This is a genomic window from Desertivirga xinjiangensis (assembly GCF_024436435.1).
In the GTDB taxonomy this organism is placed as follows: domain Bacteria; phylum Bacteroidota; class Bacteroidia; order Sphingobacteriales; family Sphingobacteriaceae; genus Desertivirga; species Desertivirga xinjiangensis.
Window position 1 is genome coordinate 713,943 of sequence record NZ_JAFMZP010000004.1, and the last position, 24,176, is coordinate 738,118.

Here is a 24,176-nt window from a genome sequence, read left to right on the forward strand (position 1 = left end):
ATGAGACCGGTTTTCTATTTACTTTTCCTGGTATTGCTTAACTTCGATCTTAAAGGGCAGGCTCCTGCCGCAGGTTTCCTGTCAGGAAAGCTAAAAGATGAAACCAATAATGAGGTGATCGATTATGCTATGGTGAATCTGCTAAGTTCGCAAAGCCGCTCGGTGATTAAAAGTTTCATGACTGAGAACGACGGGTATTTTCAATTTGAAGATGTTCCGCCCGGAGTCTACTCTATCAAAGTGACCTTTATTGGTTACGAGACCCGGATAATAGATAATATTATCATCAGCCGGGATAATATGAGCCTGAATCTGGGAGCCATAAAACTAAAACAATCGTCTAATACACTTGATGAAGTAGTGATCAGCGACACCCGCTCAGCCGTAGAATTTAACGGAGATACCGTCACTTATAATGTAAGCCAAAGTTTAATGGCTGCGGGAAGCACAGCGGTTGACGTCTTGAAGAACGTACCAATGGTTTCGGTTGATATAGATGGAAAACCCTCGATTGCCGGAAAAATAAACACCAGAATATTCATTGACGGCAAACCTTCTGACTATACTTCGGCTACCATCACAGACTTGATGAACGTTTTGCCGGCAGATGCCATCGAGAAAATTGAAGTGATCACCAACCCGGATGTGAAATATTCTGCAGATGGTGATGGTATCATAAATATTGTCTTAAAAAAAGGTTATAAAATAGGTTTGAACGGTGCTCTTTCCCTTACGGGAAGTACCATTGGTAATTACAATGCCAGTTTATATACTACCTACCGCGACGATAAATTGTCTGTTTCGGTCAGTTACGGATTTAAAGAGACGCTGAGCACAGCCTATGTAAGTTCGCTCAGAACCAATTTTAATCAGTCGGGAATAATCTCTTCTTACATGAACCAGTTTTCTGATTCGGAAACAGGGAGCAATGGTCATAATGGAAGGGCGTCTGTGGACTGGGACATTACAAAAAAGCAAAATATCAGGGCCTCTGCCAATTTTAATACGGCTGCGTCCGACGGGTGGTCGCATCTGGACGATCACCGGTTAAACTCGTCAGCTGTTGAAACGGAATTACGGGTTCAGGACAATGACAACTCGAGAAGCTCGGCTAACGGGATCTTCAATGTGGATTACACCTATAAGATCAACCCCAAAAATGAAACCCTGACGGCGGGCCTGGTCTATTATTTAAACGGTATTTCACAGGACAGGGATCTTTCACGGATCTATCATAAGCCGAATGGCTCTACCAGTAACCAGTACTCGCAGGCTAATCAGAATGAGATCAAAAACCGGCGACTGGAATTTAGTTTGGACTTCCGGAAACCGCTCACGAAACTTTCAAACATTTCAGTAGGTATGCAAACCTCCCTGAACAAAAATGCTAACGATCAGGCCGTTTATGGCTTTGATTTTGTGAATCTGGTGGACACCCTAAAGCCTGGCCTGACCAATGAGTTTATCTATTCGGAAGATATCATTGCGGCCTACGGCAGCTATAATATCCGCAGCAAAACCCGCTGGTCCCTAAGACTCGGTGTGCGTTCGGAATATACATCATTAAATTTTATACAGGCTGCTGATACCGATGTTAATCCTAAGCCTTATCTGAACTTCTTTCCAAATCTGGCCCTAAATAAGCTGTATAAAAAGAAATATAATTTCGGCCTGAGTTATAGCCGTAGAATTACCCGGCCAAGGGAATATGCTTTGAATCCTTTGATCGATGATGCCAATCAGTCGAATGTTAGCTTCGGGAATCCTCTGCTCAAACCTTCATTTACGGATCAGTTTCAATTTAGCTTAGGTACTTATGGTAAGAACTGGTCTTTCACCCCGAGGGTAAGTTATGCAGTTACCAGCAGGATCATCGAGCGCTTTAGGATCAGTGCCGATAGTGTAACTTACCAGAACCTGGCAACCAACCGGACCTGGACTTATAATATGTTCGGAAATTACCGCCCTAGTAAAAAGATCACACTTGCGGGAGGTTTGAGTATGAGCAAGGTGAGTTATGAATCAAAATCGGCGATCCAACCTAACCGCTCTGGTTGGAGTTACAGGGCGAATGGTAGCTTAACAGGACAATTTCCGCATCAGATGGCCGCTGAAGGTCAAATGAATTATTTCAATAATACCGTGTCTCAGGGAAGAAGCAAGGGCTCTGCAATAGTAGCTTTTGGAGTGAGGAAAAACTTTTTGGAAAACAAGCTCCTGGTCAGGCTTCTGGCCAACGATCCTTTTACCAATCGTAATACGGCAGAATACACCGATGCAGTAACAACTTCGGGCGCAACTTATCAGCAACTCCGAAACAGGATTTCCAATACCCGGAATTATAGCCTTACGATGAGCTATCGCTTTACCAAGGTTGGCCGCAATACAGTTAATAAACAGAAAGCTGATAAGGAAGAATTAAAAACAATAGAGTAGAGGGATGGTACCTGTTATTAAAGTTCCTTAAAAGATGCAGTGGTCGCAGAAGCTTAAATAAAGAAGCTTTTGTATACGCAAAGCGTTTGAAGAAGGCTTGAATTTCGATGGTGATCCTTACTTCTTCAGTTTGCAGTTCAGCAAGATTAGATCGACTGTTTTCAGCAGGGATCTCCAAGGTATTTTTCAGCCGGATGCGGTATTCATTAAGATCAGCACTGATCTTATTCTTTAAAATACTGAGGAATGTAAGTTGCTTGGACAACATTTGTAACTGGCAGCTCTGTGAAAGATTGCTTATTGACCGGTACTTTGTTAATAGGTGAGATAAGAAAGTCAGCTCGTCCTGGAAGTATTGAATATTTAATGTGTCACGTCGGTTTAAATAGTATAACCTGGATTCGATTTCATCATTTCGGTAAGGCAGATCCTGATACCGGTTCGGTTTTAAGTTATCTTCTGAAATATCCCAATCGACACGCTTTAGCGAATCATCGCTGTGGATGTGATCATATTCTATTTCAACATCAGAATGATCAGTATTGCGATTCAACAGGCTGAGAATGTATTTAACAGGCCTGATCTTTAACAGATGATTCAAGTAAGCCATTTTTCAAGAATTAGTTTCACAGGTATTAAGCGGATCGCCTGGCAAGTTTGGTAAATTACATCCTGTAAATTACTCTAACTATTGCTGGTCAACTAATAACGTAAAAAAATGCCCGTTGTTCTTTCCGGGCATTAATTTAATTCAGTTTTTTCAGTTATTTAAAGTCATTCCCGCTGGCAGAAACTGTCCATGATCCTCATCACTTCTATTCCTTCCTGTGCAGGGCAGGGGTTTTCTCCTTTGCCGGTAAAATAATCAACCACTAGCTCGATCATGGGCTGTTGTATATGCTGTGGAGCTTTTACCTCATAACGTTCTTCTTTTCCTGCTTTGGCAACCGAGTAATACTGGCCAAAAACAGAGAAAGTGATCTTGCCCTCTGAACCTATAATTTCAACCAGGTCTTTTGTTTCTTCTTTTGGGACGGTAAAACACCAGATGCCTTTAAAAATTACACCGTTCTCAAATAATAATTGTCCTGTGACAATATCGTCGGCAGGGTAATAAGCGCCCTGATTCCCTGAAATTCCTTCTGTTTTTTTAACTTTTCCGAAGAAATAGAGCATCAGATCTATCTGGTGTGGTGCCAGATCATGGAATAAGCCTCCTCCGGAAAGTTTGGGATTTACCCGCCAGTTGTCTTCCGTTTTGGTGATCAGTTCTGATTGATGAGGTTGCAGCATTTGCAGGCTCACGAATCTGATATCTCCAATCTCATTGGTATCAATAAGTTCCTTTATTTTAATAAATAGAGGAAGTCCGCGGCGGTAATGAGCTACGGTAAGTTTTGTTTGAAACTCTTTTTCTGCCTCTGCCATTCTTATAGCAGAGAAGCTATTCATCGTCATGGGCTTCTCTACATAAACAGGTTTGCCAGCTTTAAGTGCAGCTACCGTATATTCTTCATGAAATAACGGAGGTGTAGCTATGTAAACGGCTTCCACTTCCGGGTCGTTGATAAGGGCATCAGCATCGGTATACCATTTCGGCACTCCATGTCTTCTTGCATAGTCTTCTGCTTTGGATGCGTCCCTGCGCATTACAGCAACGAGCGCCGAACCGGGAGCTTTGCTAAATCCGGGGCCGCTTTTTACCTCTGTAACATCGCCGCATCCTATAATTCCCCATTTTAAAGTACTCATATCATTTATTATTTAGTAAACCCTGATCTCTTTAGCCACAAATCTGACCATATTAAATTATTATTTAATAAACCCTGATCTCTTTAGCCACAATTCCACACGATCTGTCCAATGATCTGGTGTACGCTCGCTGGCAATTCCAAAACCATGGCCGCCTTTGGGATATATATGCATTTCGGCAGGGATGTTGTTTTTAATTAAGGCTTCATAGAAGCGCAGGCTGTTTTCCACTTTTACCGTTTTATCGTCGCCAGCGTGGATCAGCATAGTGGGAGGAGTTATTGGTGTAACTTGAGTTTCGTTCGAATAAAGCGCGGTAAGCTCTGCCGAAGGTGAAGGGCCGATAAGATTGTCCCTGGAACCTTTATGCATTAAGTCTGTGGAGAAACTGATCACAGGATAAACAAGGATCATGAAATCCGGCCGTAAGCTGATGTTTTCTTTGTCAGCAATAACCGGTTTGTTAAAATGTGTACCAAGGGTAGAGGCCAGATGCCCACCTGCTGAAAACCCTATTACACCTACCTTTGCGGTATCAATTCCCCATTCTTTCGCCTTGCTGCGTACTGTTCTTATAGCTTGCTGAGCATCCTGCAACGGTCCGGTTGTTTTATCGGTCATTGTTTTATCAGAAGGCAGACGGTATTTCAAGATAAAGGCGGCAACGCCCATTTTAGTAAATTCCGCCGCGATGTCAGTTCCTTCATTAGTGTAAGCAACGATACGATAGCCACCGCCAGGGATGATTACCACTGCAGCGCCGGTTGCCTTTTCTTTCTCTGGCAGGAAAATTTCTAATGTAGGACTCGAGACCTTTTCGTAGCGGATTTGACCAATGTCGTTAACGTTCTTTATCTCTTCGTCAGGCCCTTTTACTGAGTTGGGTATTTTTCCGGGATAGAGAGGGATGAGAGTTTGTGAATTACCATTCATAAGTATTGCGGTAAAAAACACAATAAGTAATGATTTATACATAGTTGTTCTTTACCGCAATAATAGTAATAATTATAGATTTGTTATTGTTAGTTGGTTAGCAGCTCAGCTGGCACAGGTATGAAGAAAATATATAAGAGGATTTGTATAGGCACACAACCCCGTCCTGCTAAAAGCTAGGAAACTAACTACTTATAATAGCCCGACTTGAACGTAAGTACATAACTTTCGCGTTCAAGCGTATCTTTCCACTGATGAATGAGATGTTTATATGCTTCACCTACCGGCCGGATCTTTCTGTCTAAATCATACAATCCAAGAGAGTTGACATTCCCGGCATCATTTCTAAGTGCCGAATCCCAGTCTACCTGGTCGGTCAAACTATACCAGGTAAACCCATAAATAGGTATTCCGTCGCGTTTCAACCTTCGAACGTTGGCCCATTGAGTTTGTAGCCAGCGTAAGGCGTGCGCTTCAGAAATATTCGTCTCAGTATGCATTACCGGTAATTTGTAGCGTGAATAATATTGGTGGGTAATTACATAGTACCCAAAGATTTCACCAGCCGCAGAGGTGCTGCCATTTTCATGCACCATGTGCTCATTAGTGATATAATAGTCATTTCCCATGATGCAATTACCTTTGATGATGTTGTTTTCAAACCAGTGATATTCTTGTTTGGTCATCCCGTTTTGCAGTAGGTATTCGTACATGGTAACCGAAATAGGGTAACCGTAACTCAGATCAAGAGAAAGGAATCTTTTTTGGTTCAGAAAAGCCGATAGGGCATCACAATCGGGAGTCTCCGGATGGAAGTATTCGGAAGATTCACTCTGAATAAAGGTGGCATTCGGTTGCACTTCTAAAATTGCATTCATTGCCAGTACATTAGCTTTGCAGAGATTTGTAAGTGCACGCACGAATGAACGTTCATCGGTCTTGCACTCATTCCACCAGCCATATTGTCCCGAGAACATCGCGGCAACAAAGATTTCATTTACTGGTGTGTAGAACTCTATATGAGGGAAACGCTTTGCAAATTCACGTGCGTATTCGGCGAAATGTATGGGGAAATCCGTGTTTTGAAAGTCGCCAATAAAATCCGGAGTTCCAAAATGACACAGATCGACGATTGGTACAATGCCTACTTCTTTCATGTAATTGAAAGTCTCGTCTACAAAAGTCCAATCGTATTTACCAGGGCCCAGATGGGTTTTATGCAGTGGTGCACCATACCGGAGAAATTCGATACCCATCTCTTTCACAAGGTCAAAGTCTTCTCTCCAGTATTTATAATGTCCGCATTTTTCCATTTCATCTACTCTTTTTCTTGAGCCATCCGGAAGAGTGATCATGGGATAGCTGTTCTCTATCCCTGTAGCAAACATGAACTTATTTTTTCTCATGATATCAGATAATATTGGTATTATTTGATAAGTGTTACAACGGGTGTAAATGAATTGTTTGCACAGGATGTTTCATGCCCTCTCCTAAAGGTTAAAAAAGTCATATAAATTAGATGATTTATTTCTAACAAGTGGGGAATAAATTGCATGATTGGGGAATTATGGGTAATCTTGAATAAGAGAGGGTCTACATTATTTAATGAAACTTTTTAAAATAACTACAGTATAATCCATCAAATCAGTTCTTTAAAACAATTATGAACTATGGCGTTGTTTTTGCAAACCATAGGTCATGATCAAAAAGCTACTTTTAGTAATTCTGCTTCTAAATTGCCTCTCAACAATCAAAGCTCAATCTCTAAATTGGTTTGTTTCAGCTCATGCAGGTACTGGCAATTTTAAAACAGCAAGTGCCAACGGCGCGGTTTTGGCCGGGTTTAAAAACGAAAGGGGACAGCAAGTGGCGATGGGACCTGTGGTAAAGGGATTTATGCACAACGGCATTATGGAAAACGTTATTGGAGGCCGCCTGTATTCTCAAATGAATCTGGCTGGTCCGGTAGATGTCTACCTGCAATGCGACTTAACTAATGGCAGGAATCAATTACAGTCAGCCAAAGCTCAGGTGCCCGTCCGACTTGAAACCGGTATGGGGCTGAACTTCCTGATCAGAGAAAACATCGGCATTGGTTGTGGTTATACTTTTGGAGAATATAATCCCATAAGTCAACAACGGAAAAGCAGTCCGGTACTTAAGCTTACTTATCTGATGCCTTTTCAGTCATCAAGAAACTGGTAAGAATATGCTGGAGCCGGTCGGCGATACTAACGGTTTATTTAAGTAATTGTTAAATAATTGCGCTTTTTTTATTGTTTTAAATAAAAGGTTGATATTTAGTTTGCTTGTATCAATTATTTTTATCAATATTGCAATGAAATTATTGCTTATGCTTCAATTAGTTAATATACCCGAACCTGTCTTTTACCTGGCAGTTACATTGATCGCATTCATACTTGTTTTGATCGCAATACCCTCAATTATTCACGTCGCAAATCATAGATCTTTATTCGATGATATCGATGAAGGAAGAAAAGAGCATAAACAAGGGATTCCCCGCCTCGGTGGAGTTGCTATTTTTTGTAGTTTCATGATCACTTCCCTGCTGATATCTAATGATGGCCCTTCAAAAGAGTTTAGTTTACTCTTTGCCTGCTGCATGATCTTATTCGCGGTAGGATTAAAAGACGATCTTTGGGGAGTTAATCCGAGTACGAAGTTTGGTATGCAATTTATTATTGCTGCTATAATGGTACTATTGGGAAATGTTCGTTTGACAAGTCTTTACGGAATTTTTAATATTCACGACATTCCTTACGTTGTAAGTATTATGTTAACGATGGTGATCATCACCTTTGTTATTAATGCTTTTAACCTGATAGATGGTATTGACGGCCTGGCAGGAGTTACCGGTGCGGTTGTAAATATCACCATGGGACTCATGTTTGCAGATATGTCGCAGACAGGTCTGGCCTGCCTGGCTTTCTCAGTAGCCGGCGCTTGTATTGGCTTCCTTCGTTTCAACATCACGCCTGCTAAAATTTTTATGGGCGACACAGGTTCGCTCATGATCGGTTTTATATCGGTTATCCTTTGTGTGAAATTTATAGAGCTGAACAAAATCGGAGGAAATACACCGGTTGTATACGGTTCTGCGCCTTCAATAGCTGTGGCAGTACTGATCGGGCCAATTTTTGACGCCATCAGGGTATTTACCCTTCGTACGATAAAAAGTGGTTCTCCATTTGTCGCCGACAGAAATCACGTTCACCACAGAATGCTGAATGTGGGTTTCACTCATCTTCAAACGACCTTTATTTTAATGGCATTCAACCTGGTAATGATCTATGTGGCTCTTACATTCAGGTCCGCAGGAAACTTTATTCTTATAGGTGTACTGTTTCTTATCTGCCTGGTATTTAACTATCTTCTTACTTTTCTTATTCGTTCGAGAAAAAGGAATAAATACAGTTTACTTAACTTTTTGTCCTAGGCTTAAAGAGCTTTGCGAAAAAGTAATCTAGGATATGCAACGCTCAGCACACGCGACACGCGTGTGCCAAATAGACCTTCAGGCGAAACCAATAGGGGAGATTTCGGTTCTATTAACATGATCACAAAGTCAAATGCTAAAATTGATGGTCTGGATGTAGCCTTGCTTATAAAGCCGGGAATGCCTTCTACTGATCCCGAAGTTTCTGTTATCTTCATTCATGGTTTTCCCTTCAGTGGGGAGATGTGGCGGCAACAGCTGGATGCTCTTCCTGACCAAGTTCAGGGCATTGCATATGATATCAGGGGATTCGGAGAAAGCGAAACCAATCATCATTTCTTTTCTATAGATCTGTTTGCAAGAGATCTTCTGGCGCTAATGGATCATCTTGCTATTTCAAAAGCAGTTCTTTGCGGCATCTCCATGGGTGGTTATATCGCCCTGCGCTTCGCGGAACTGTTTCCGGAGAGAGTCTCAGGCCTGATCCTTTCGGATACAAATGCTGTGGCTGACAGCAACGAAGCTAAACTTAAGCGCTTTGCCATTATAGAACAGGTTTTGGCGGGCGGCAAAGAGGACTTCATTGCAGCTTTCCTAAAAAACGTTTTCAGCGACGCTACATTCGGAAGCAACAGCTCCGTTGTAACAAACATAGAGAAGGTTATTTTGTCCACTCAGGATACAACAATTTGCGCCGCGCTCCTGGCCTTGGCATCCCGAACAGATACCACGTCTATTTTGAATCGACTGGACGTGCCGGCTTTAATCATCAGGGGAGCAGAGGATAAGTTAATGACCGAAGCCCAGGCTTTATCATTATCAGATAATATAAAATTTTCAGACAATGTAGTTATCCCGAATGCGGGGCACCTCCCAAACCTGGAAAATCCCGGCGAGTTTAATCATCAGCTTCACCATTTCCTGAACAAACATTTTCTATCCTGATTGTTTTATGATCGATGACCGACATTGATCTACTGCTGGATGAAAATAATCTGATTTATGTTACCAACAGTTCACCGGGAATTACCCGTGAGCAGTCAGGTAATGGCTTTGTCTATTATAATCACAAAGGCGAGGAAGTGACCGATGAAAAAACGCTCGACAGGATAAAAAAGCTGGTTCTGCCACCTGCCTGGCAGAACGTTTGGATTGCTGCAAAGGCAAATGCACACCTTCAGGCAACAGGGATTGATGTGGCAGGCAGAAAGCAGTATCGCTATCACAACGACTGGGCTAAATCACGTAATGAAAATAAGTTTTTCAGACTGATGGAATTTGGAAAAAAGCTGCCCGAATTCAGGCGAAAACTCCAAAAAGATCTGAGAAGAAAAGAGCTTGATGAACGGAAAGTGTTAGCTATTTCAGTTAGCCTGATGCAAAAGACCCTGATCCGCGTGGGAAATGAATCATATAAGCAGTTGTATGGCTCTTATGGTCTGAGTACACTCAGAAATAAGCATGTGAAAATCGAAGGCAGTAAAATGAAGCTCTCTTTTAAAGGAAAAAAGGGTGTGATGCATGAAATCAGTCTTACCGACCGGAATCTCGCCCGGCTGGTTAAAAAATGCCGAGATATTCCGGGGCAAGAGCTTTTTCAATATTATACCGGCGATGGCGAGAGGCGTTCGGTAGATTCAGGACTGATCAACAAATATATTCGTGAAATCAGTTGCTGCGATTTTACGGCTAAAGACTTCAGAACCTGGCATGGTACCCTCGAAGCGCTCCGTGCTTACGCCACTTACGAATATACTGAAAGTGAAACAAAGCGTAAGAAAATCAGCAATGAAGTATTAGACGAAGTTTCCGTAAAGTTAGGGAATACCCGGTCGGTATGCAGGAAGTATTATGTTTTTCCTCCGCTGGTGGAAGCTTTTGAACGGGGTGAGCTTTATCCGTATCTAAAAAAAGTTGTTCAGCAGGGGACTCCGATTACTGAAGCTGCGCTAAGTGCAGACGAAAAGGTGCTATTAAATTATCTGAGGGTAGAAAGGCGTAAGAAGGTAGCCGCTGCTGTAGTTACTACCAAATCCTGAGCTCCGTCAATATCTTCTTGTTGTTTATGGTTCCTTATTTGAACAGCATAAAAATCGCAGCCACAATTGTCATAAGTATGATGAGCCAGCGGTAATTCGTTTCGGAGATCTTATGAATAATATTTATTCCAATGAAAGCTCCAAGAATAATAGCCGGAAGACTACATAGTGCAAATAAGCAGGTATTTAAGTTTATGGTATGCCAGCTAAAGACGTGAAAGGGGACTTTAAGCCAGTTTATGATCAGGAAAAACCAGGCAGTGGTACCAATGAAAACGTTTTTAGGTAGCCGGGCAGCCAAAAAATATACTGCCATCACGCTTCCGGCCAGGTTTCCCACCATCGAAGTAAACCCACCGCTGATCCCCATACTTGCCGCGAACCAATTACTGTGAGGAACTTCTTCTTTATGGCGGTCTTTATTAAGCCATATCATGAGGCCGATACTGAGGATGATGGTAACAGCCATAATCAGCCGGAAGGTATGATCATCGATACTTTTTCCTATCACTGTTCCCAGGAAGATCCCGGCAAGCGCCCAGGGAATGAGCATCTTCAGATGTTTGAATGAAGCATGGCGGTGATAATACCAAACGCCGATGATATCTGCCAAAAGAAGTATGGGAAGCATCGTGCCACTTGACTGCTGGCCTCCAAATACCATCGCTAGTAAAGGCACTGAAAGCATCCCGGCTCCATGGATTCCGGTTTTTGACATTCCGGTAAGTATTCCCACTGCCAGGATCAAACAAATGTCTGTGCCTGATAATGAATAAGAAAAAAGTGTGTACAAGTTTTCAAAAATTTGAAGCAAAGTAAGTCAAAAAAAAACTTTTGTTACGTTTCCCCAGAGATTTGCGTATTTATCAGAAAGAGCATCATGAAAAAAGTTACCCGGTTTGCCATTTTTATTTTACTGGTTTTGGCAGCTTGTCAGACAGAGACTGAAAAAGTTTGTGAGGACAGGGTATGTACCGAGGAGTTCCGCTCAGTAGGTGTCCGATTTTTGGACAATAAAGGAGAACTCTTAGTAGTTAATGATTATCAATCGCTTAACAAAAGGACCGGTAAAGTATTGCATTCCGGCAATCCTGCTGATCAACCTTTGGAAGGTTACTACACTGTGGCAAGTGATTCAGATCTGCGGGAACTCTCAGAGAAAGGTGATGTTATTGTTGTTTCGGCCAGGCATCCTGAAACTGAAGTACTCAAAGAAACACAATTTGTTGTTTCCGGAGGAAGATGCGCCTGCCATATTTCCAAAATTTCAGGCCCTGAACAGGTCACTTTCGAGTAAGTTTTAACCCCGGGTTCTCTATCAAAATTATTAGAAAAAACGGTAAAACTTAATAAGCCTATTCCCGTACAAACGAGCATCTACAGAAGAGGGAGTTTGATTCATGGGATTTAGTATAGGATTTCAACCATCCGAGAAGCTTAGTAAAGAAGAAATTCATTCAGGTTTAAAATTGGTAGTTGCAGATGGCCTGGCGGCAGAGTCGATGGTGGCTTTTACCCAGGGAGCTTTTTTGGTGGCTATGGCAATTCAGCTGGGTGCCAGCAACTTCCAGTTGGGAATACTTGCTGCCCTGCCAACTTTCAGCAGTATTTTTCAATTAGTTTCGATATGGCTGGTTCAACGGTACAATAACCGCAGGGTGATCACCTTGGTGTTTAATTTCCTTGCACGTTTTCCATTATTTATCATTGGGTTATTGCCATTTCTGTTCAGTGCAGGCTCAAGTATGTATGCCCTGATCTTCTTTCTTTTCTTTCATTATTATTTTGGATCTGTAGCAGGAGCAAGCTGGAATTCATGGATGAGGGATCTCGTTCCGACGGAAAAACTAGGTACCTATTTTTCGCACAGAAGTAAGATGATGCAGAGCCTGAATGTCGTCTTAAGCCTTGCTACAGCTTTCGCTTTAGATCATATAAAAGTTCATTACCCCCAGTTTGAGTTATGGGCTTATTCGGGAATGTTCCTGTTGGGTGGTATATTTGGTATGATTGGTATATTCCTGCTGTCGAAAACCCCGGAACCAAAATCAGAACTCATAAAGGGTAACGTATTCAATTTGTTGCAAAAGCCATTAAGGGACAGTAACTTCCGAAAGCTTCTTTCTTTTAATTCCTTTTGGGCATTTGCTTTGAACCTTGCCACGCCTTTCTTTTCTGTGTATATGATGAAAACGCTGGGCATCAGCTTGTCATATATTATTATTCTAGGAATTATTGGCCAGGTCAGCAGTATTGTCTCCCTTAAAATGTGGGGCAGGTATTCTGACAAATACAGTAATAAAACAATAATTAATATCAGTGCTCCGGTGTATATCTTATGTATCATGGCCTGGGCATTCACCTCAATGCCGTCGTCGCCGATCGCTGTTTTGTTCTTCCTGGTACTGATCAATATATTCAGTGGAATTTCTACTGCCGGAATAAACCTTGCCATCAATAATATCGGTATGAAGCTGGCTCCTAAAGAAGATGCAATTACCTATCTGTCAGTCAAGAATATGGTTGTAGCATTTTTCTCTGCAATTGCACCAATGTTAGGTGGCTTAATGGCCGATTTCTTTTCATCCCATCAACTGGTATGGAGTTTCGAATGGAAGAATGCGGCGGGTTCGTCGGTATTTCCCCTCGTTGATTTGCAGGGTTGGAGCTTCTTTTTTATAATCGGAGGCTTGCTGGCCATGTATTCATTAAGAATATTGTCCTCTGTTAGGGAGCAGGGAGAAGTACACAAAGAACGGGTGGTTGGCGTTATGCGCACACGTGTACGGAGAAGTGTAAAAAGGGAGGCCAGAGGTTTCTTCAAAAAAAGTACTTCTTCAGCAAAAAGAGTTGCTGGTTTCTTCTCCTTTTAATTTAATGCATAAAATAGCGAAACTAATCGTTCTCTTTGTTTCGTAAAAGGCGGCTAATTTTTATCTTTGCCCATGCAAGAAAAAATCATCATTCTTGACTTCGGTTCACAATATACCCAACTTATTGCCCGGAGAGTAAGAGAGCTAAGTGTATACTGCGAAATTCATCCTTATAACAACCTTCCGGCATTTGATGAAAGTGTAAAAGGTGTTATATTTTCCGGGAGTCCATATTCAGTAAGACAGGAGGATGCCCCTCAAATTGACATCAACCTATTCCATAACAAATTACCTTTGCTGGGCGTTTGCTATGGTGCACAATATCTTGCTCAGAAATCGGGCGGTGAAGTAATTCCATCAACTATCAGGGAATATGGACGGGCTAACCTTCACTACATCAATGAAGTTAATCCCTTACTTAAAAATGTGCCTAAAGATTCACAGGTGTGGATGTCGCATGGGGATACCATTGCAGCTATTCCTGAAGATTATGAAGTAATTGCCAGTACCGATACTGTACGCGTCGCAGCCTTCCATGTTTCGGGTACACAAACCTATGGGATCCAGTTCCATCCTGAAGTAACTCATAGCACTGACGGAAAACAATTGCTGGAAAATTTCCTGGTTGATATTTGCGGGTGCAGCCAAAACTGGACTGCAGACTCATTCGTAGAAACCACCATAGCTTCACTTAAGGAGAAGTTAGGCAATGATAAAGTTGTTTTAGGTTTATCTGGGGGCGTCGACTCGTCGGTAGCCGCTATCTTATTGCATAAAGCGATCGGACCAAACCTGCATTGTATCTTTGTGGATAATGGTCTTTTACGGAAAGATGAGTTCCAGCAGGTGCTTGATTCATACCAGCATATGGGATTGAATGTACGGGGTATTGATGCAAAGGACCGTTTTATCGGGCAGTTAACAGGTGTTAAAGATCCTGAGCAAAAACGTAAGATCATAGGTCGCGTATTTATTGAAGTATTTGATGATGCGGCTCACGAAGTGCAGGATGTTAAATGGCTGGGACAAGGTACTATTTATCCTGATGTTATCGAATCAATCTCTGTTAAAGGCCCTTCGGCAACTATAAAATCTCACCATAATGTGGGCGGTCTCCCTGACTTTATGAAACTTAAGGTTGTGGAGCCTCTGAATACTTTATTTAAGGATGAGGTTAGACGAGTAGGTAAAGCTCTTGGTATCGACGATATCATTCTTCAGCGTCACCCATTCCCTGGACCAGGCTTAGCGATCAGGATACTTGATGAAATCACTCCTGAGAAAGTGGCAATCCTGCAGGAAGCCGATGCGATTTACATCAATAATCTGAAGAGTTCAGGTTGGTACGACAAGGTGTGGCAGGCTGGAGCCATATTCCTCCCCGTTCAATCGGTAGGAGTAATGGGTGATGAGCGTACTTATGAAAATGTGATTTGTCTTCGGGCAGTTGGATCAGTTGATGGTATGACCGCCGACTGGAGCCACCTACCGTATGAATTGCTTGCACGGATATCAAATGAGATCATCAACAATGTTAAAGGTATCAATCGCGTTGTTTATGATATAAGCTCTAAGCCACCAGCAACCATTGAGTGGGAATAAACTTTTTCGGTTGTTATAACAAGATTTTGTTTCTTAGCACACGCGGCACGCTGGCAAGCGAGTTTTGAAATATTAATAAATAATAGTCCCCTGTAAGGGGGACTTATGCCTATGAGATTTGAAAATCAGCTAAAAACGTTCCTGAGGATATTGGAAGAATACGAACAGAATGTTCCTTTATCCAAGTTCCTGCCGGTTTTTTTTAGGGCTAACAAACAGATGGGCTCAACTGACAGGCGAAATGCTTCGGGCCTGTTATATAATTATTTCCGACTCGGAAAAGCGTCCTCATCTTTACCCGTTCAGGACAGACTTTTTCTGGCTTTGTTCTTGTGTAATAACGCGGTAAATCCTTTCCTTGAATATTTTAAACCGGAGTTAAGCTCCAGAATCACTCACTCCCTCGATGAAAAGATACTGTTCCTGCAGGAAGGCGACTATGGCTTTTCATTAAAAGATGTATTTCCTTTTCATGAACATTTGTCGGCAGGGATAGAAAAAGATGCGTTTTTAAGATCATTCTTTATACAGCCCGACTTGTTTATCAGGCTGCACCGAGGCAAAGAACAGTTAGTTAAATCAACGCTTCAGGATGAGGGAATAAGTTTTAAGGAACAGGGAGGGGCTGCTCTCCGGTTACCAAATGGAACAAAACTCACTCAGCTATTTTCAGATCCCGAAAGTGTTTTTGAGGTACAGGACCTGTCGTCTCAACAGGCTGGTAACTACTTCAAACCTGCCAAATGGGATTACTGGTGGGATGCCTGCGCGGCTTCAGGAGGAAAATCTCTTCTGCTGTTTGATAAAGAGCCTACCGTGAAATTACTGGTATCCGATGTAAGGGAAAGCATTTTAGCAAATCTTGATGAGCGCTTTCGTAATGCCGGCCTGTTAAAATACCAGAAAAAAGTTCTGGACCTTACCCAGGATCCACAGCCAGTCCTTCATGATTTCGAGTTTGATGGAATTATCCTTGATGCTCCCTGTAGTGGGTCAGGCACCTGGGGGCGAAGTCCCGAAATGATAAGCCAGTTCAGGGAAGGCAGGATCGAAGCTTTTCAGAACCTGCAGCGTTCTATTATAACAAATGTAATCAAATATCTAAAGCCTCGAAAACCATTTATTTATATTACCTGCTCCGCGTTTAGGGAAGAGAATGAGGAAAATGTTGACTTCATAATAAGCGAGTTTGGGCTAAAACTAGAGGCCCAGGAAGTGTTAAAGGGCTATCAATACAAAGCAGATACCATGTTTGTAGCGAGGCTGGTTAAGGGGTGAGTTATAAGTTTAAAGCCCTAAGTTTTAAGTTCTTAATTCGGAACGTAGATTTGCGTGGCACATTAGTAGATCAGCATACGCTTTGAAGCAATAGTTCAAGGCTTCTTTCCGTTAATAACGGTCTATTCAATCGCTAAAATTACGTTGATGTGTTTGAAAGTATCGCGACCGGATTGTTCGTACAGATATATCAAAGCCCTGTATTTGTCCTGAAAAGCTTGATTGCAATAGCTAGCAAGATCACGCCAAAGGCTTTTCGAAGAACATTCAATCCTGATTGGCCGAGCAAGCGTTCAATCCGCATGGTGTTCTTCAATACAAAGAAAACGAATATCATGTTTATAAGAATCCCTACCAGGATATTTTGCGTTTCATATTCAGATTTCAGAGAAAGTAAGGTGGTCATCGTTCCGGCTCCCGCTATGAGCGGGAAGGCGAGAGGCACTATAGAAACACTCTCAGGTACTTCTTCTTTGAAGAAATTTACGCCCAGGATCATTTCCATAGCTATAAAAAATATTACGAAGGATCCCGCAATAGCAAAGGAGGCTACGTCAAGTCCTATGAGCTGTAGTAGTTGGTCACCAAGATAAAGAAAGAGGATCATTAATATCGTCGATACCAGGGTTGCTTTTCCTGATTGGATATGCCCGGCTTTTTGGCGTAGCGCGATAACAACGGGTATTGCTCCGATTATATCGATTATAGCAAAAAGGATCATAGTGATAGTAATGATCTGTTTACTGTCGAGAATAAAGAATTTATTCATAAGAGGAAAAGTATTGCGATCACCGAATGTATAACAAAAAAATGAAAATAAACAGAAGAGGGGCCAAGGCCCCTCTTCATGCAATACTATAGGTTGTTTTTATTTCATCGCTGGCGCATGCGTGCCGCATGAGCCTAACTCTTGTTCATTTACGTTGTTACTTCAGAACCTTTGTTCAGAAATACAAACTTATTATCGAAGACATCGAGTTGAATATGACTGTCTTTATCTACTTTTCCAGCTAGTATTTCTTTAGACAATTCGTTGAGTATCCGTTTCTGGATCACCCGCTTTAAAGGTCTTGCTCCAAACTGAGGGTCATATCCAAGCTGGGCCAGCCAGTCGAGAGCATCTTCTGAGGCATCCAGCTGGACACCCATTTCAGCAAGCGTAGACTGTACTTGTTTGAATTGCAGCGATACAATATCACGCAGCTCGTTTCGGTTAAGCGGAGTGAACATGATCAGTTCGTCTATCCTGTTTAAAAACTCCGGACGAATAGTTTGCTTTAGGAGTTCAAACAGTTGATTTTTGGTATGTGCCACCACTTCCTCACGGTTGCCTTCATTCAGCGTGCTGAAATTTTCCTGGATAAGATGTGAACCGATGTTAGAGGTCATGATGATTATGGTGTTTTTGAAGTTTACCACCCGGCCTTTGTTATCGGTTAAGCGTCCGTCGTCTAGTACCTGCAGCAGGATGTTGAAGACATCAGGATGAGCTTTTTCAATTTCATCCAACAGGATAACACTGTAGGGCTTGCGACGCACAGCCTCAGTAAGCTGGCCTCCTTCATCATAGCCTACATATCCCGGAGGCGCACCTATCAGCCTGGAAACAGCATGACGTTCCTGGTACTCGCTCATATCGATGCGCACCATGCTGTGTTCATCGTTGAAGAGGAATTCAGCCAGAGCTTTTGCCAACTCGGTCTTTCCAACTCCAGTTGTGCCCAGGAAGATAAATGACCCAATAGGTTTGCGCTTATCATGCAAGCCAGCCCTCGAGCGTCGAATGGCATCAGATATGGCCTCTATGGCTTCTTCCTGACCGGCAACACGTTTGTGAAGCTCAACCTCGAGATGCAATAGCTTTTCCCGCTCACTTTGTATCATTTTATTGACCGGGATACCCGTCCAGCGTGAAACTACCCCGGCTATATCTTCGCTGGTAACCTCTTCTTTTAACATGCGGCTGCCACCAGACTGCTTTTCTTCCAGTTCTTTTTTCAGCTTCTCAACTTTATCCTGCGAATCTTTAATCTTTCCATAGCGGATCTCTGCTACACGGCCATAATCTCCGGCCCGTTCTGCCTGATCGGCTTCAAGCTTATAGTTTTCAATCTGCTGAACTTCGTTATTAATTGAATCTACCAGGTCTTTTTCACCTTGCCAACTTGCCTTAAGAGAATCACGGTCGGCAGAAAGGTTGGCGATCTCTTCGCTTAGCTCTGCAACTTTACGCTCGTCGTTTTCACGCTTTATCGCTTCGCGTTCAATTTCAAGCTGCATGATCTTCCGGTCGAGCTCATCTACGGCTTCAGGTACTGAGTCCATCTCGAGCCGGAGCTTTGAGGCTGCCTCATCCATCAGATCGATGGCCTTATCTGGTAAAAAGCGATCGGATATATAACGCTGAGATAATTCAACTGAAGCGATGATCGCCTCATCCTTAATTCTCACCTTGTGATGGGTTTCATAGCGTTCTTTTAAACCTCGTAGGATAGATATTGCATCCTGGGTATCTGGTTCATCCACCATCACCTTTTGGAAACGACGTTCAAGAGCTTTATCTTTTTCAAGGTATTTCTGGTATTCGTTGAGTGTTGTCGCCCCAATGGCTCTTAATTCACCACGTGCTAAGGCCGGTTTCAAAATGTTAGCTGCGTCCATAGCTCCTTCGCCACCGCCGGCACCTACCAGCGTATGGATTTCATCAATAAAAAGAATGATCTCTCCGTCACTTTGGGTAACTTCTTTGATGACAGCTTTTAAACGCTCTTCGAATTCGCCTTTGTACTTGGCGCCGGCAACAAGCGCTCCCATATCTAAAGAGAAAACAACTTTACTCTTTAGATTCTCGGGTACATCACCTTTTATGATCCTGAAAGCAATACCCTCGGCAATGGCTGTTTTACCAACACCAGGTTCACCGATCAGTATCGGGTTGTTTTTGGTCCTTCGGGATAAGATCTGGATAACCCTTCTTATTTCTTCATCGCGACCGATAACAGGATCCAGTTTTCCGGATTCAGCGTATTCATTCAGGTTCCGGGCGTACTTGTTCAGGGCATTGTAGGTAGCCTCAGCGTTCTGGTCGGTTACACGGTTGTCCCCGCGAAGATCCGCGATTGCTTTTTTAAGATCTTTTTCAGTGACGCCCGCGTCTTTAAGCATTCCGCTAGTCTTATCACCAGAGTTCAGGATGCCGAGCAGGATGTGCTCAACAGAGACAAACTCATCTTTGAATTCCTTCAGGTACGACTGCGCTTTCTGTAGTGCATTGTTAGTGCCGGAAGATAGATAAATATTGCTGCCGCTAACTTTTGGGAAGCTCTGAATTTCGGCATCGAGCACCGTATTTAAGCGGTTTATGTTAACGTTTAATTTCTTTAAAAGGTAGTTGATTACATTTTCATCAACCAAGAGCAACCCCTTAAGCAAATGCGCGTTTTCGATAGCCTGCTGCTGATTTCCAGTGGCTATTTCTGAGGCTTTCTGAACGGCCTCCTGTGCTTTGATTGTAAAATTGTTAAAGTTCATAATACACTGCTTGTATCAAAACTTTTGCCAGCGCCCCCAAATTACACTAAGCTGAAATTTTGTCGTTTAATAAGCAAATTACCCGACTAAAAGTCTGTGATAAGCTAAACTTATATGAAATTCTGACGTGTAATCGCGACCTTACTCCAGTATCTTTTTTAGGGATTCTGTTTGCTGGTTCACCAGTTTTTGAAGTGGTCCGCTAGCCATCATCTTCATCATCATGTTGAGTTCAGCAGATACGGTCAGAATGGCTTCGGTAACGTTGTTGCCAAGATCGGCAAGTACCCAGCGCATTTCAACATTAAATGGAACCTGTGCTGCAGGAATAATAATTACCGTATTGTTCTCAACCCTGTTCGAGATCTTCAATTCTAGTTTCGCCATATTCTGAATCGTAAAACTTGCCTCATCCTGAGTCGAAGACCAGTTACTGATATTATCAGGCATCAATTGCTGATGGTTGTTAAAGTCAGAAAGGAATTTATAAACGCTGTTTACTGGTTTATTAATGCTAATCTTATTTTCAAATACTGTCATAATTGTCTTTAATACGTCCTTACAGTCTTTTATTAAATAATAAAGACCTACAAGAGTTTATCTGATAGGTCCTTAATTGAATATATGTAACAATTGTTTTGTTAAACCTCACTTTGTATGGAGTTGCCCCATTCAGAGGGGTTGTCTCTCCATTTACGAAGTAACTCTAAATCTTCTTTGTTAATGAAACTGTTTTCTGAGGCGTAGTCTATAAGTGCATGATAATTAGACAAAGTAGAGAAACGACATTTTGCCGCTTTAAAGTTTTCCGTTGCTACGTCCAGATCATAACTAAAAATGGCAACCAGACCTGCTACATCACAGCCTGCTTCTCTCAGGGCCTCAACCGCTTGTAAACTGCTTTTTCCTGTTGATATAAGATCCTCTACTACAACAACACGCTGTCCTGCTGAAATTTCGCCTTCAATTAAACTTCCTGTACCATGCTCTTTAGGTTTTGATCTTACATATGCAAATGGAAGACCTAGCTCCTGGGCTACAAGAACCCCCTGCGGAATACCGGCAGTAGCAACACCTGCAATCAATCCAACAGAGCCGAACTCTTCCTGAATTAAGGTTGACAGCTTCTGGCGAATATAAGTTCTGATAGAGGGATGAGAGAGCGTTACACGATTATCGCAATATATTGGTGATAGTAATCCCGATGCCCATGTAAACGGTTTGGTTGGTTGTAATTTTATTGCTTTAATTTGTAACAAAAATTCTGCAACTTTCTTTTCTGTCTCACTTTTGTTGGTCATGATGCAAATATATAGGATTTATATTAACGAAACGCTTTTAATTATCTCAGAATCTATGCCAGGCGGCATAGGAAATTATCAACAAATTGATGGTCAAGATTTTGATTTTAAAAATTTTCACAAGCAGGTAAAAGGTAAAGAACCATTTGTTTATGTGATTTTGGTGAATGAACCGAAATTGTTTTTCCGTAAGGTGCGCAAGCAATACGAAACTATCCATGCGGCCGGAGGGATAGTTATCAATGAGGAAAATGAATACCTGTTTATTTTCAGGAAAGGTAAATGGGATTTGCCTAAAGGTAAGCTTGACGAAGGTGAAAAAACTAAAAAAGCAGCGGTAAGGGAGGTGGAAGAAGAATGCGGGATAAGTGTTCAGGAACTTGGTACCAGGCTTTGTAAAACCTGGCATGTTTACGAGGAGAGGGGACAGGTGGTGTTTAAGAAAACATCCTGGTATAATATGAAAGCCCCCAAACAAGAGCTGATTCCGCAACTGGAAGAAGGAATCACAGAGGCCCGCTGGATAGCGCCGGGTGATTTTAGTGTGGTTAAAGCTAATACTTACCCTCTCATTAACGATGTAATCGGCTTAATAGAAGTAAACTGAGATATTGAGAAGTTGACTGGGCTTTGAGGAAGCCCTGATCTTATAAAAATTCCAGGGCTTCCTTTGGAATAAATTTGCTGACATCTCCTTTGTGACGTAAAATGTCGCGTACGATGGTTGAGCTTATAGATGAATATCCTGGATTACTCAGAATAAATATACTTTCTATGGAAGGTTCCAGGGCGTGGTTCATTTGCGCAATAGCTTTTTCGTATTCAAAATCTGATACAGTGCGAATACCCCGGAGCATATAGGTGGCATTTATCTCCTTACAAAACTCGATGGTAAGCCCTTCGTAAGAGGATACTTCAACTTTGGGTTCTTCGCGAAATACAGATTTGAGAATGTTTATCCTTGCTTCCAGCGATAGCATGGGCTGTTTTGTGCTGTTTTTTCCGACTCCGATAATGATCTTGTCAAATAAGGAAACGGAACGTTTCAGGATGTCAACATGAGCTATTGTTACAGGGTCAAAGGAACCTGGAAAAAGGGCTATCTTCATGCGATAAAGGTAAACTGTAAAAGGTAAAAGGCAAAAGGAATTTCAAGAAAGAAAATGTGGAAAGATGCGGAGTTATAATTTAATGCTTCACGTCATCCTGAACTTGTTTCAGGACCTCTTGCTTAAGTAGTACTGTCTATAGTTCAAGAGATGCCGAAATAAATTCACTGTTGTCCGGTAAGGTTTTAAGTAGCATTTAAAAACCCTTATTCTGGCCTCCAATGAGGCCTTTTTTGTTCATACTAGATTCCAAACCCCCGAAATCTTAAAAATTACAATCGTATTTAAAATTCGGCTGTCCGGTAAACATTTAACCAAATCACACCTTTTTTCTGCGTTTGACCGCTTATGGTTGCCATACAGCACTTTCAAAGGTTTTTATCGCAGAATATCGCAGCCATTTTGATTCCGGCTGTCCGGTAAACATTTTACGAAAATCTTTTACCGGACAACAGTGAAATAAATTCGGCATGACGAGCGACCTTTTTACAGCTTAAAAAAACTAAACGAAGAATACCCATATTTTCGCTGTTCAACAAAATTTGGATGGTCATCCAGTTTTTTCAGCGTTGGGTGCTCTACAATGAGTACGCCTTCCGGGCGAAGTAAGTTTCTTTCAAAGACCAGTTGCGGTATTAGCGGTATTTGAGGGATGTCAAAGGGAGGGTCGGCAAAGATCAGGTCGAAGGTTTCGGTTTCTTGTGCCAGATATTTGAATACATCAGCCCTTTGCGGCATTATAGCAGACAGACCGTGCTGTTTTGCGGTATTCTTTAAATAGTTATAACAACCGGTATTTTTATCAACAGATATAATCGAGGGGCATCCGCGGGAAGCAAATTCTAATGACAAGCTCCCTGTACCGCTGAAGAGGTCGAGCACCTTCAGTTCTTCAAAATTATGCTGGTTGTAGAGGATATTAAATAGAGCCTCCTTAGCCATGTCGGTTGTTGGGCGTACCGGCAGATTCGGCGGAGGGGTTAGCCTCAAACCTTTTAGTTTTCCTCCTATTATTCGCATAAGCTGAGGGCAAATAAAGAAAAGAACCGCGATGCTATAGCGCTATTAAGAGCAGTTGGCAGTACAAGGACTGAACTGTCTGTGAATGATATCTTATCAAAGTACTTTTCTATTCGCTGATAAATTAAATCCCCCGCAACAATATCGCCAGAAAGCATCACTTCCGGAAGGTTTTCTGTAAGCTTTAGTTCTTGAAGGACAGATAGCAGGTAGTAATTAAAGTCATCCGCATTGTCATAGTTGAATATATTGTAGAAATATAAACCGCTGTTAGATAGTGAGGTAATTTCAAATACAGAAGGGCCGATATTCAGGAAGATCTTGTTGCTGCCCTGGTGGGCAGATAAGATGCCTGTGATAAATGGTTCCGCTTGCGAATAAAATACGGCCTCCGGAAAAGAGTCCTGAAGCGCTTTTACGACCTGGTCCGGAGCAGAAAAAAAACTTTTTATTCCGGCTTTTTTTATTCGGGAGGTATAAATTTTGTTTTCCTGCGATTTAGAAACCAGGGGCGCAATGACATCAGACTGAGCTTCGGGATAAATATCTTCAGGAATGAATGAGAAATTAAAGCTTTGAATGGCTATCCTGACGTTTTTATATATAAAGTTCAGATACTCATTAGTAGCCTGAAGCTCCTCCAACGCGCCGGACAAAGGCTTTTTTAAGAGATTGTCGTAAACAACAATAATTTCTTTCCGGTCACTAATTACTGCATAAGATAGCCTGGAAGGGCTCACCTGTATCAATAGCTCGGAGTCTCCGGCATTACCCTGAGTAAAATCGCCGTCCTTAAAATGAAGCGTTTCTGGATTGTTCATTGCAGCAAAACTAACACTTTTTGA

General features: G+C 42.0%; 22 protein-coding genes. 10 read left to right on the top strand and 12 right to left on the bottom strand.

Going from position 1 to position 24,176, the window contains the following annotated elements; all coding sequences use genetic code 11:
* Entirely contained in the window at positions 1–2,436 is a 2,436-nt protein-coding gene (locus J3P37_RS14030) for a TonB-dependent receptor (protein WP_256011945.1), read from the top strand.
* Here J3P37_RS14030 and J3P37_RS14035 read toward each other — a convergent pair.
* From J3P37_RS14035 to J3P37_RS14050, 4 genes are all read right to left on the bottom strand, one after another.
* Positions 2,390–3,046, bottom strand: a complete 657-nt coding sequence (locus J3P37_RS14035) for a hypothetical protein (protein WP_256011947.1) — start codon at positions 3,044–3,046, stop codon at positions 2,390–2,392. The two genes, J3P37_RS14030 and J3P37_RS14035, sit on opposite strands and share 47 nt — an antisense overlap.
* 164 nt (positions 3,047–3,210) lie before the next feature.
* Positions 3,211–4,188 (bottom strand): Gfo/Idh/MocA family protein, encoded by a 978-nt coding sequence (locus J3P37_RS14040; protein ID WP_256011949.1) that lies wholly within the window; start codon positions 4,186–4,188, stop codon positions 3,211–3,213.
* Positions 4,189–4,248: 60 nt separating this feature from the next.
* Entirely contained in the window at positions 4,249–5,121 is an 873-nt protein-coding gene (locus J3P37_RS14045) for an alpha/beta hydrolase (protein WP_256011951.1), read from the bottom strand.
* 188 nt (positions 5,122–5,309) lie between these two features.
* Positions 5,310–6,527: a family 1 glycosylhydrolase gene (locus J3P37_RS14050; RefSeq protein WP_256011952.1), complete on the bottom strand. Its 1,218-nt coding sequence runs from the start codon at positions 6,525–6,527 to the stop codon at positions 5,310–5,312.
* 292 nt (positions 6,528–6,819) lie between these two features.
* Here J3P37_RS14050 and J3P37_RS14055 point away from each other — a divergent pair, with 292 nt between their 5' ends.
* From J3P37_RS14055 to J3P37_RS14070, 4 genes are all read left to right on the top strand, one after another.
* Entirely contained in the window at positions 6,820–7,326 is a 507-nt protein-coding gene (locus J3P37_RS14055) for a hypothetical protein (RefSeq protein WP_256011953.1), read from the top strand.
* Between the two features lie 133 nt (positions 7,327–7,459).
* Entirely contained in the window at positions 7,460–8,578 is a 1,119-nt protein-coding gene (locus J3P37_RS14060; RefSeq protein WP_256011954.1) for an MraY family glycosyltransferase, read from the top strand.
* A gap of 117 nt (positions 8,579–8,695) precedes the next feature.
* Positions 8,696–9,523, top strand: coding sequence for an alpha/beta fold hydrolase (locus J3P37_RS14065; protein ID WP_256011955.1), 828 nt, complete (start codon positions 8,696–8,698; stop codon positions 9,521–9,523).
* Between the two features lie 14 nt (positions 9,524–9,537).
* On the top strand, positions 9,538–10,617 hold the full coding sequence (locus J3P37_RS14070; RefSeq protein WP_256011957.1) for a DNA topoisomerase IB: 1,080 nt from the start codon (positions 9,538–9,540) through the stop codon (positions 10,615–10,617).
* Positions 10,618–10,651: 34 nt separating this feature from the next.
* Here the strand turns inward: J3P37_RS14070 and J3P37_RS14075 are convergent, their stop codons facing one another.
* Entirely contained in the window at positions 10,652–11,410 is a 759-nt protein-coding gene (locus tag J3P37_RS14075; RefSeq protein ID WP_256011960.1) for a sulfite exporter TauE/SafE family protein, read from the bottom strand.
* 87 nt (positions 11,411–11,497) lie between these two features.
* Here J3P37_RS14075 and J3P37_RS14080 point away from each other — a divergent pair, with 87 nt between their 5' ends.
* The 4 genes from J3P37_RS14080 to J3P37_RS14095 all read left to right on the top strand — a co-directional run bounded on the left by J3P37_RS14080 (position 11,498) and on the right by J3P37_RS14095 (position 16,370).
* Complete coding sequence (locus J3P37_RS14080; protein WP_256011962.1) at positions 11,498–11,914, top strand: hypothetical protein; 417 nt, start codon at positions 11,498–11,500, stop codon at positions 11,912–11,914.
* 103 nt (positions 11,915–12,017) lie between these two features.
* On the top strand, positions 12,018–13,490 hold the full coding sequence (locus J3P37_RS14085; RefSeq protein ID WP_256011963.1) for an MFS transporter: 1,473 nt from the start codon (positions 12,018–12,020) through the stop codon (positions 13,488–13,490).
* A gap of 72 nt (positions 13,491–13,562) precedes the next feature.
* Complete coding sequence (guaA, locus tag J3P37_RS14090) at positions 13,563–15,092, top strand: glutamine-hydrolyzing GMP synthase (RefSeq protein WP_256011964.1); 1,530 nt, start codon at positions 13,563–13,565, stop codon at positions 15,090–15,092.
* Positions 15,093–15,203: 111 nt separating this feature from the next.
* A complete protein-coding gene (locus tag J3P37_RS14095; RefSeq protein WP_256011966.1) occupies positions 15,204–16,370 on the top strand; it encodes an RsmB/NOP family class I SAM-dependent RNA methyltransferase in 1,167 nt (388 codons plus the stop codon).
* Between the two features lie 190 nt (positions 16,371–16,560).
* Here J3P37_RS14095 and J3P37_RS14100 read toward each other — a convergent pair whose 3' ends face one another.
* The 4 genes from J3P37_RS14100 to pyrE all read right to left on the bottom strand — a co-directional run bounded on the left by J3P37_RS14100 (position 16,561) and on the right by pyrE (position 21,202).
* Positions 16,561–17,139 carry a MarC family protein gene (locus J3P37_RS14100; RefSeq protein ID WP_256011968.1) on the bottom strand — a complete coding sequence of 193 codons (579 nt, stop codon included), beginning with the start codon at positions 17,137–17,139 and terminating at the stop codon, positions 16,561–16,563.
* Positions 17,140–17,288: 149 nt separating this feature from the next.
* Positions 17,289–19,901: an ATP-dependent chaperone ClpB gene (clpB, locus tag J3P37_RS14105; protein WP_256011969.1), complete on the bottom strand. Its 2,613-nt coding sequence runs from the start codon at positions 19,899–19,901 to the stop codon at positions 17,289–17,291.
* A gap of 141 nt (positions 19,902–20,042) precedes the next feature.
* On the bottom strand, positions 20,043–20,441 hold the full coding sequence (locus J3P37_RS14110) for an SRPBCC family protein (RefSeq protein WP_256011972.1): 399 nt from the start codon (positions 20,439–20,441) through the stop codon (positions 20,043–20,045).
* Positions 20,442–20,542: 101 nt separating this feature from the next.
* A complete protein-coding gene (pyrE, locus tag J3P37_RS14115; protein WP_256011973.1) occupies positions 20,543–21,202 on the bottom strand; it encodes an orotate phosphoribosyltransferase in 660 nt (219 codons plus the stop codon).
* Here pyrE and J3P37_RS14120 point away from each other — a divergent pair.
* Entirely contained in the window at positions 21,201–21,809 is a 609-nt protein-coding gene (locus J3P37_RS14120; RefSeq protein ID WP_256011976.1) for an NUDIX hydrolase, read from the top strand. The genes pyrE and J3P37_RS14120 overlap by 2 nt on opposite strands.
* A 40-nt stretch (positions 21,810–21,849) precedes the next feature.
* Here the strand turns inward: J3P37_RS14120 and coaD are convergent, their stop codons facing one another.
* The 3 genes from coaD to J3P37_RS14135 form a co-directional block, all read right to left on the bottom strand.
* A complete protein-coding gene (coaD, locus tag J3P37_RS14125; protein WP_256011977.1) occupies positions 21,850–22,311 on the bottom strand; it encodes a pantetheine-phosphate adenylyltransferase in 462 nt (153 codons plus the stop codon).
* A gap of 486 nt (positions 22,312–22,797) precedes the next feature.
* Positions 22,798–23,331, bottom strand: a complete 534-nt coding sequence (locus tag J3P37_RS14130) for an RsmD family RNA methyltransferase (protein WP_256011978.1) — start codon at positions 23,329–23,331, stop codon at positions 22,798–22,800.
* Entirely contained in the window at positions 23,322–24,152 is an 831-nt protein-coding gene (locus J3P37_RS14135; RefSeq protein WP_256011981.1) for a DUF3822 family protein, read from the bottom strand. Before J3P37_RS14135 ends, J3P37_RS14130 begins: the two co-directional genes overlap by 10 nt.
* Positions 24,153–24,176: the final 24 nt, after the last annotated feature.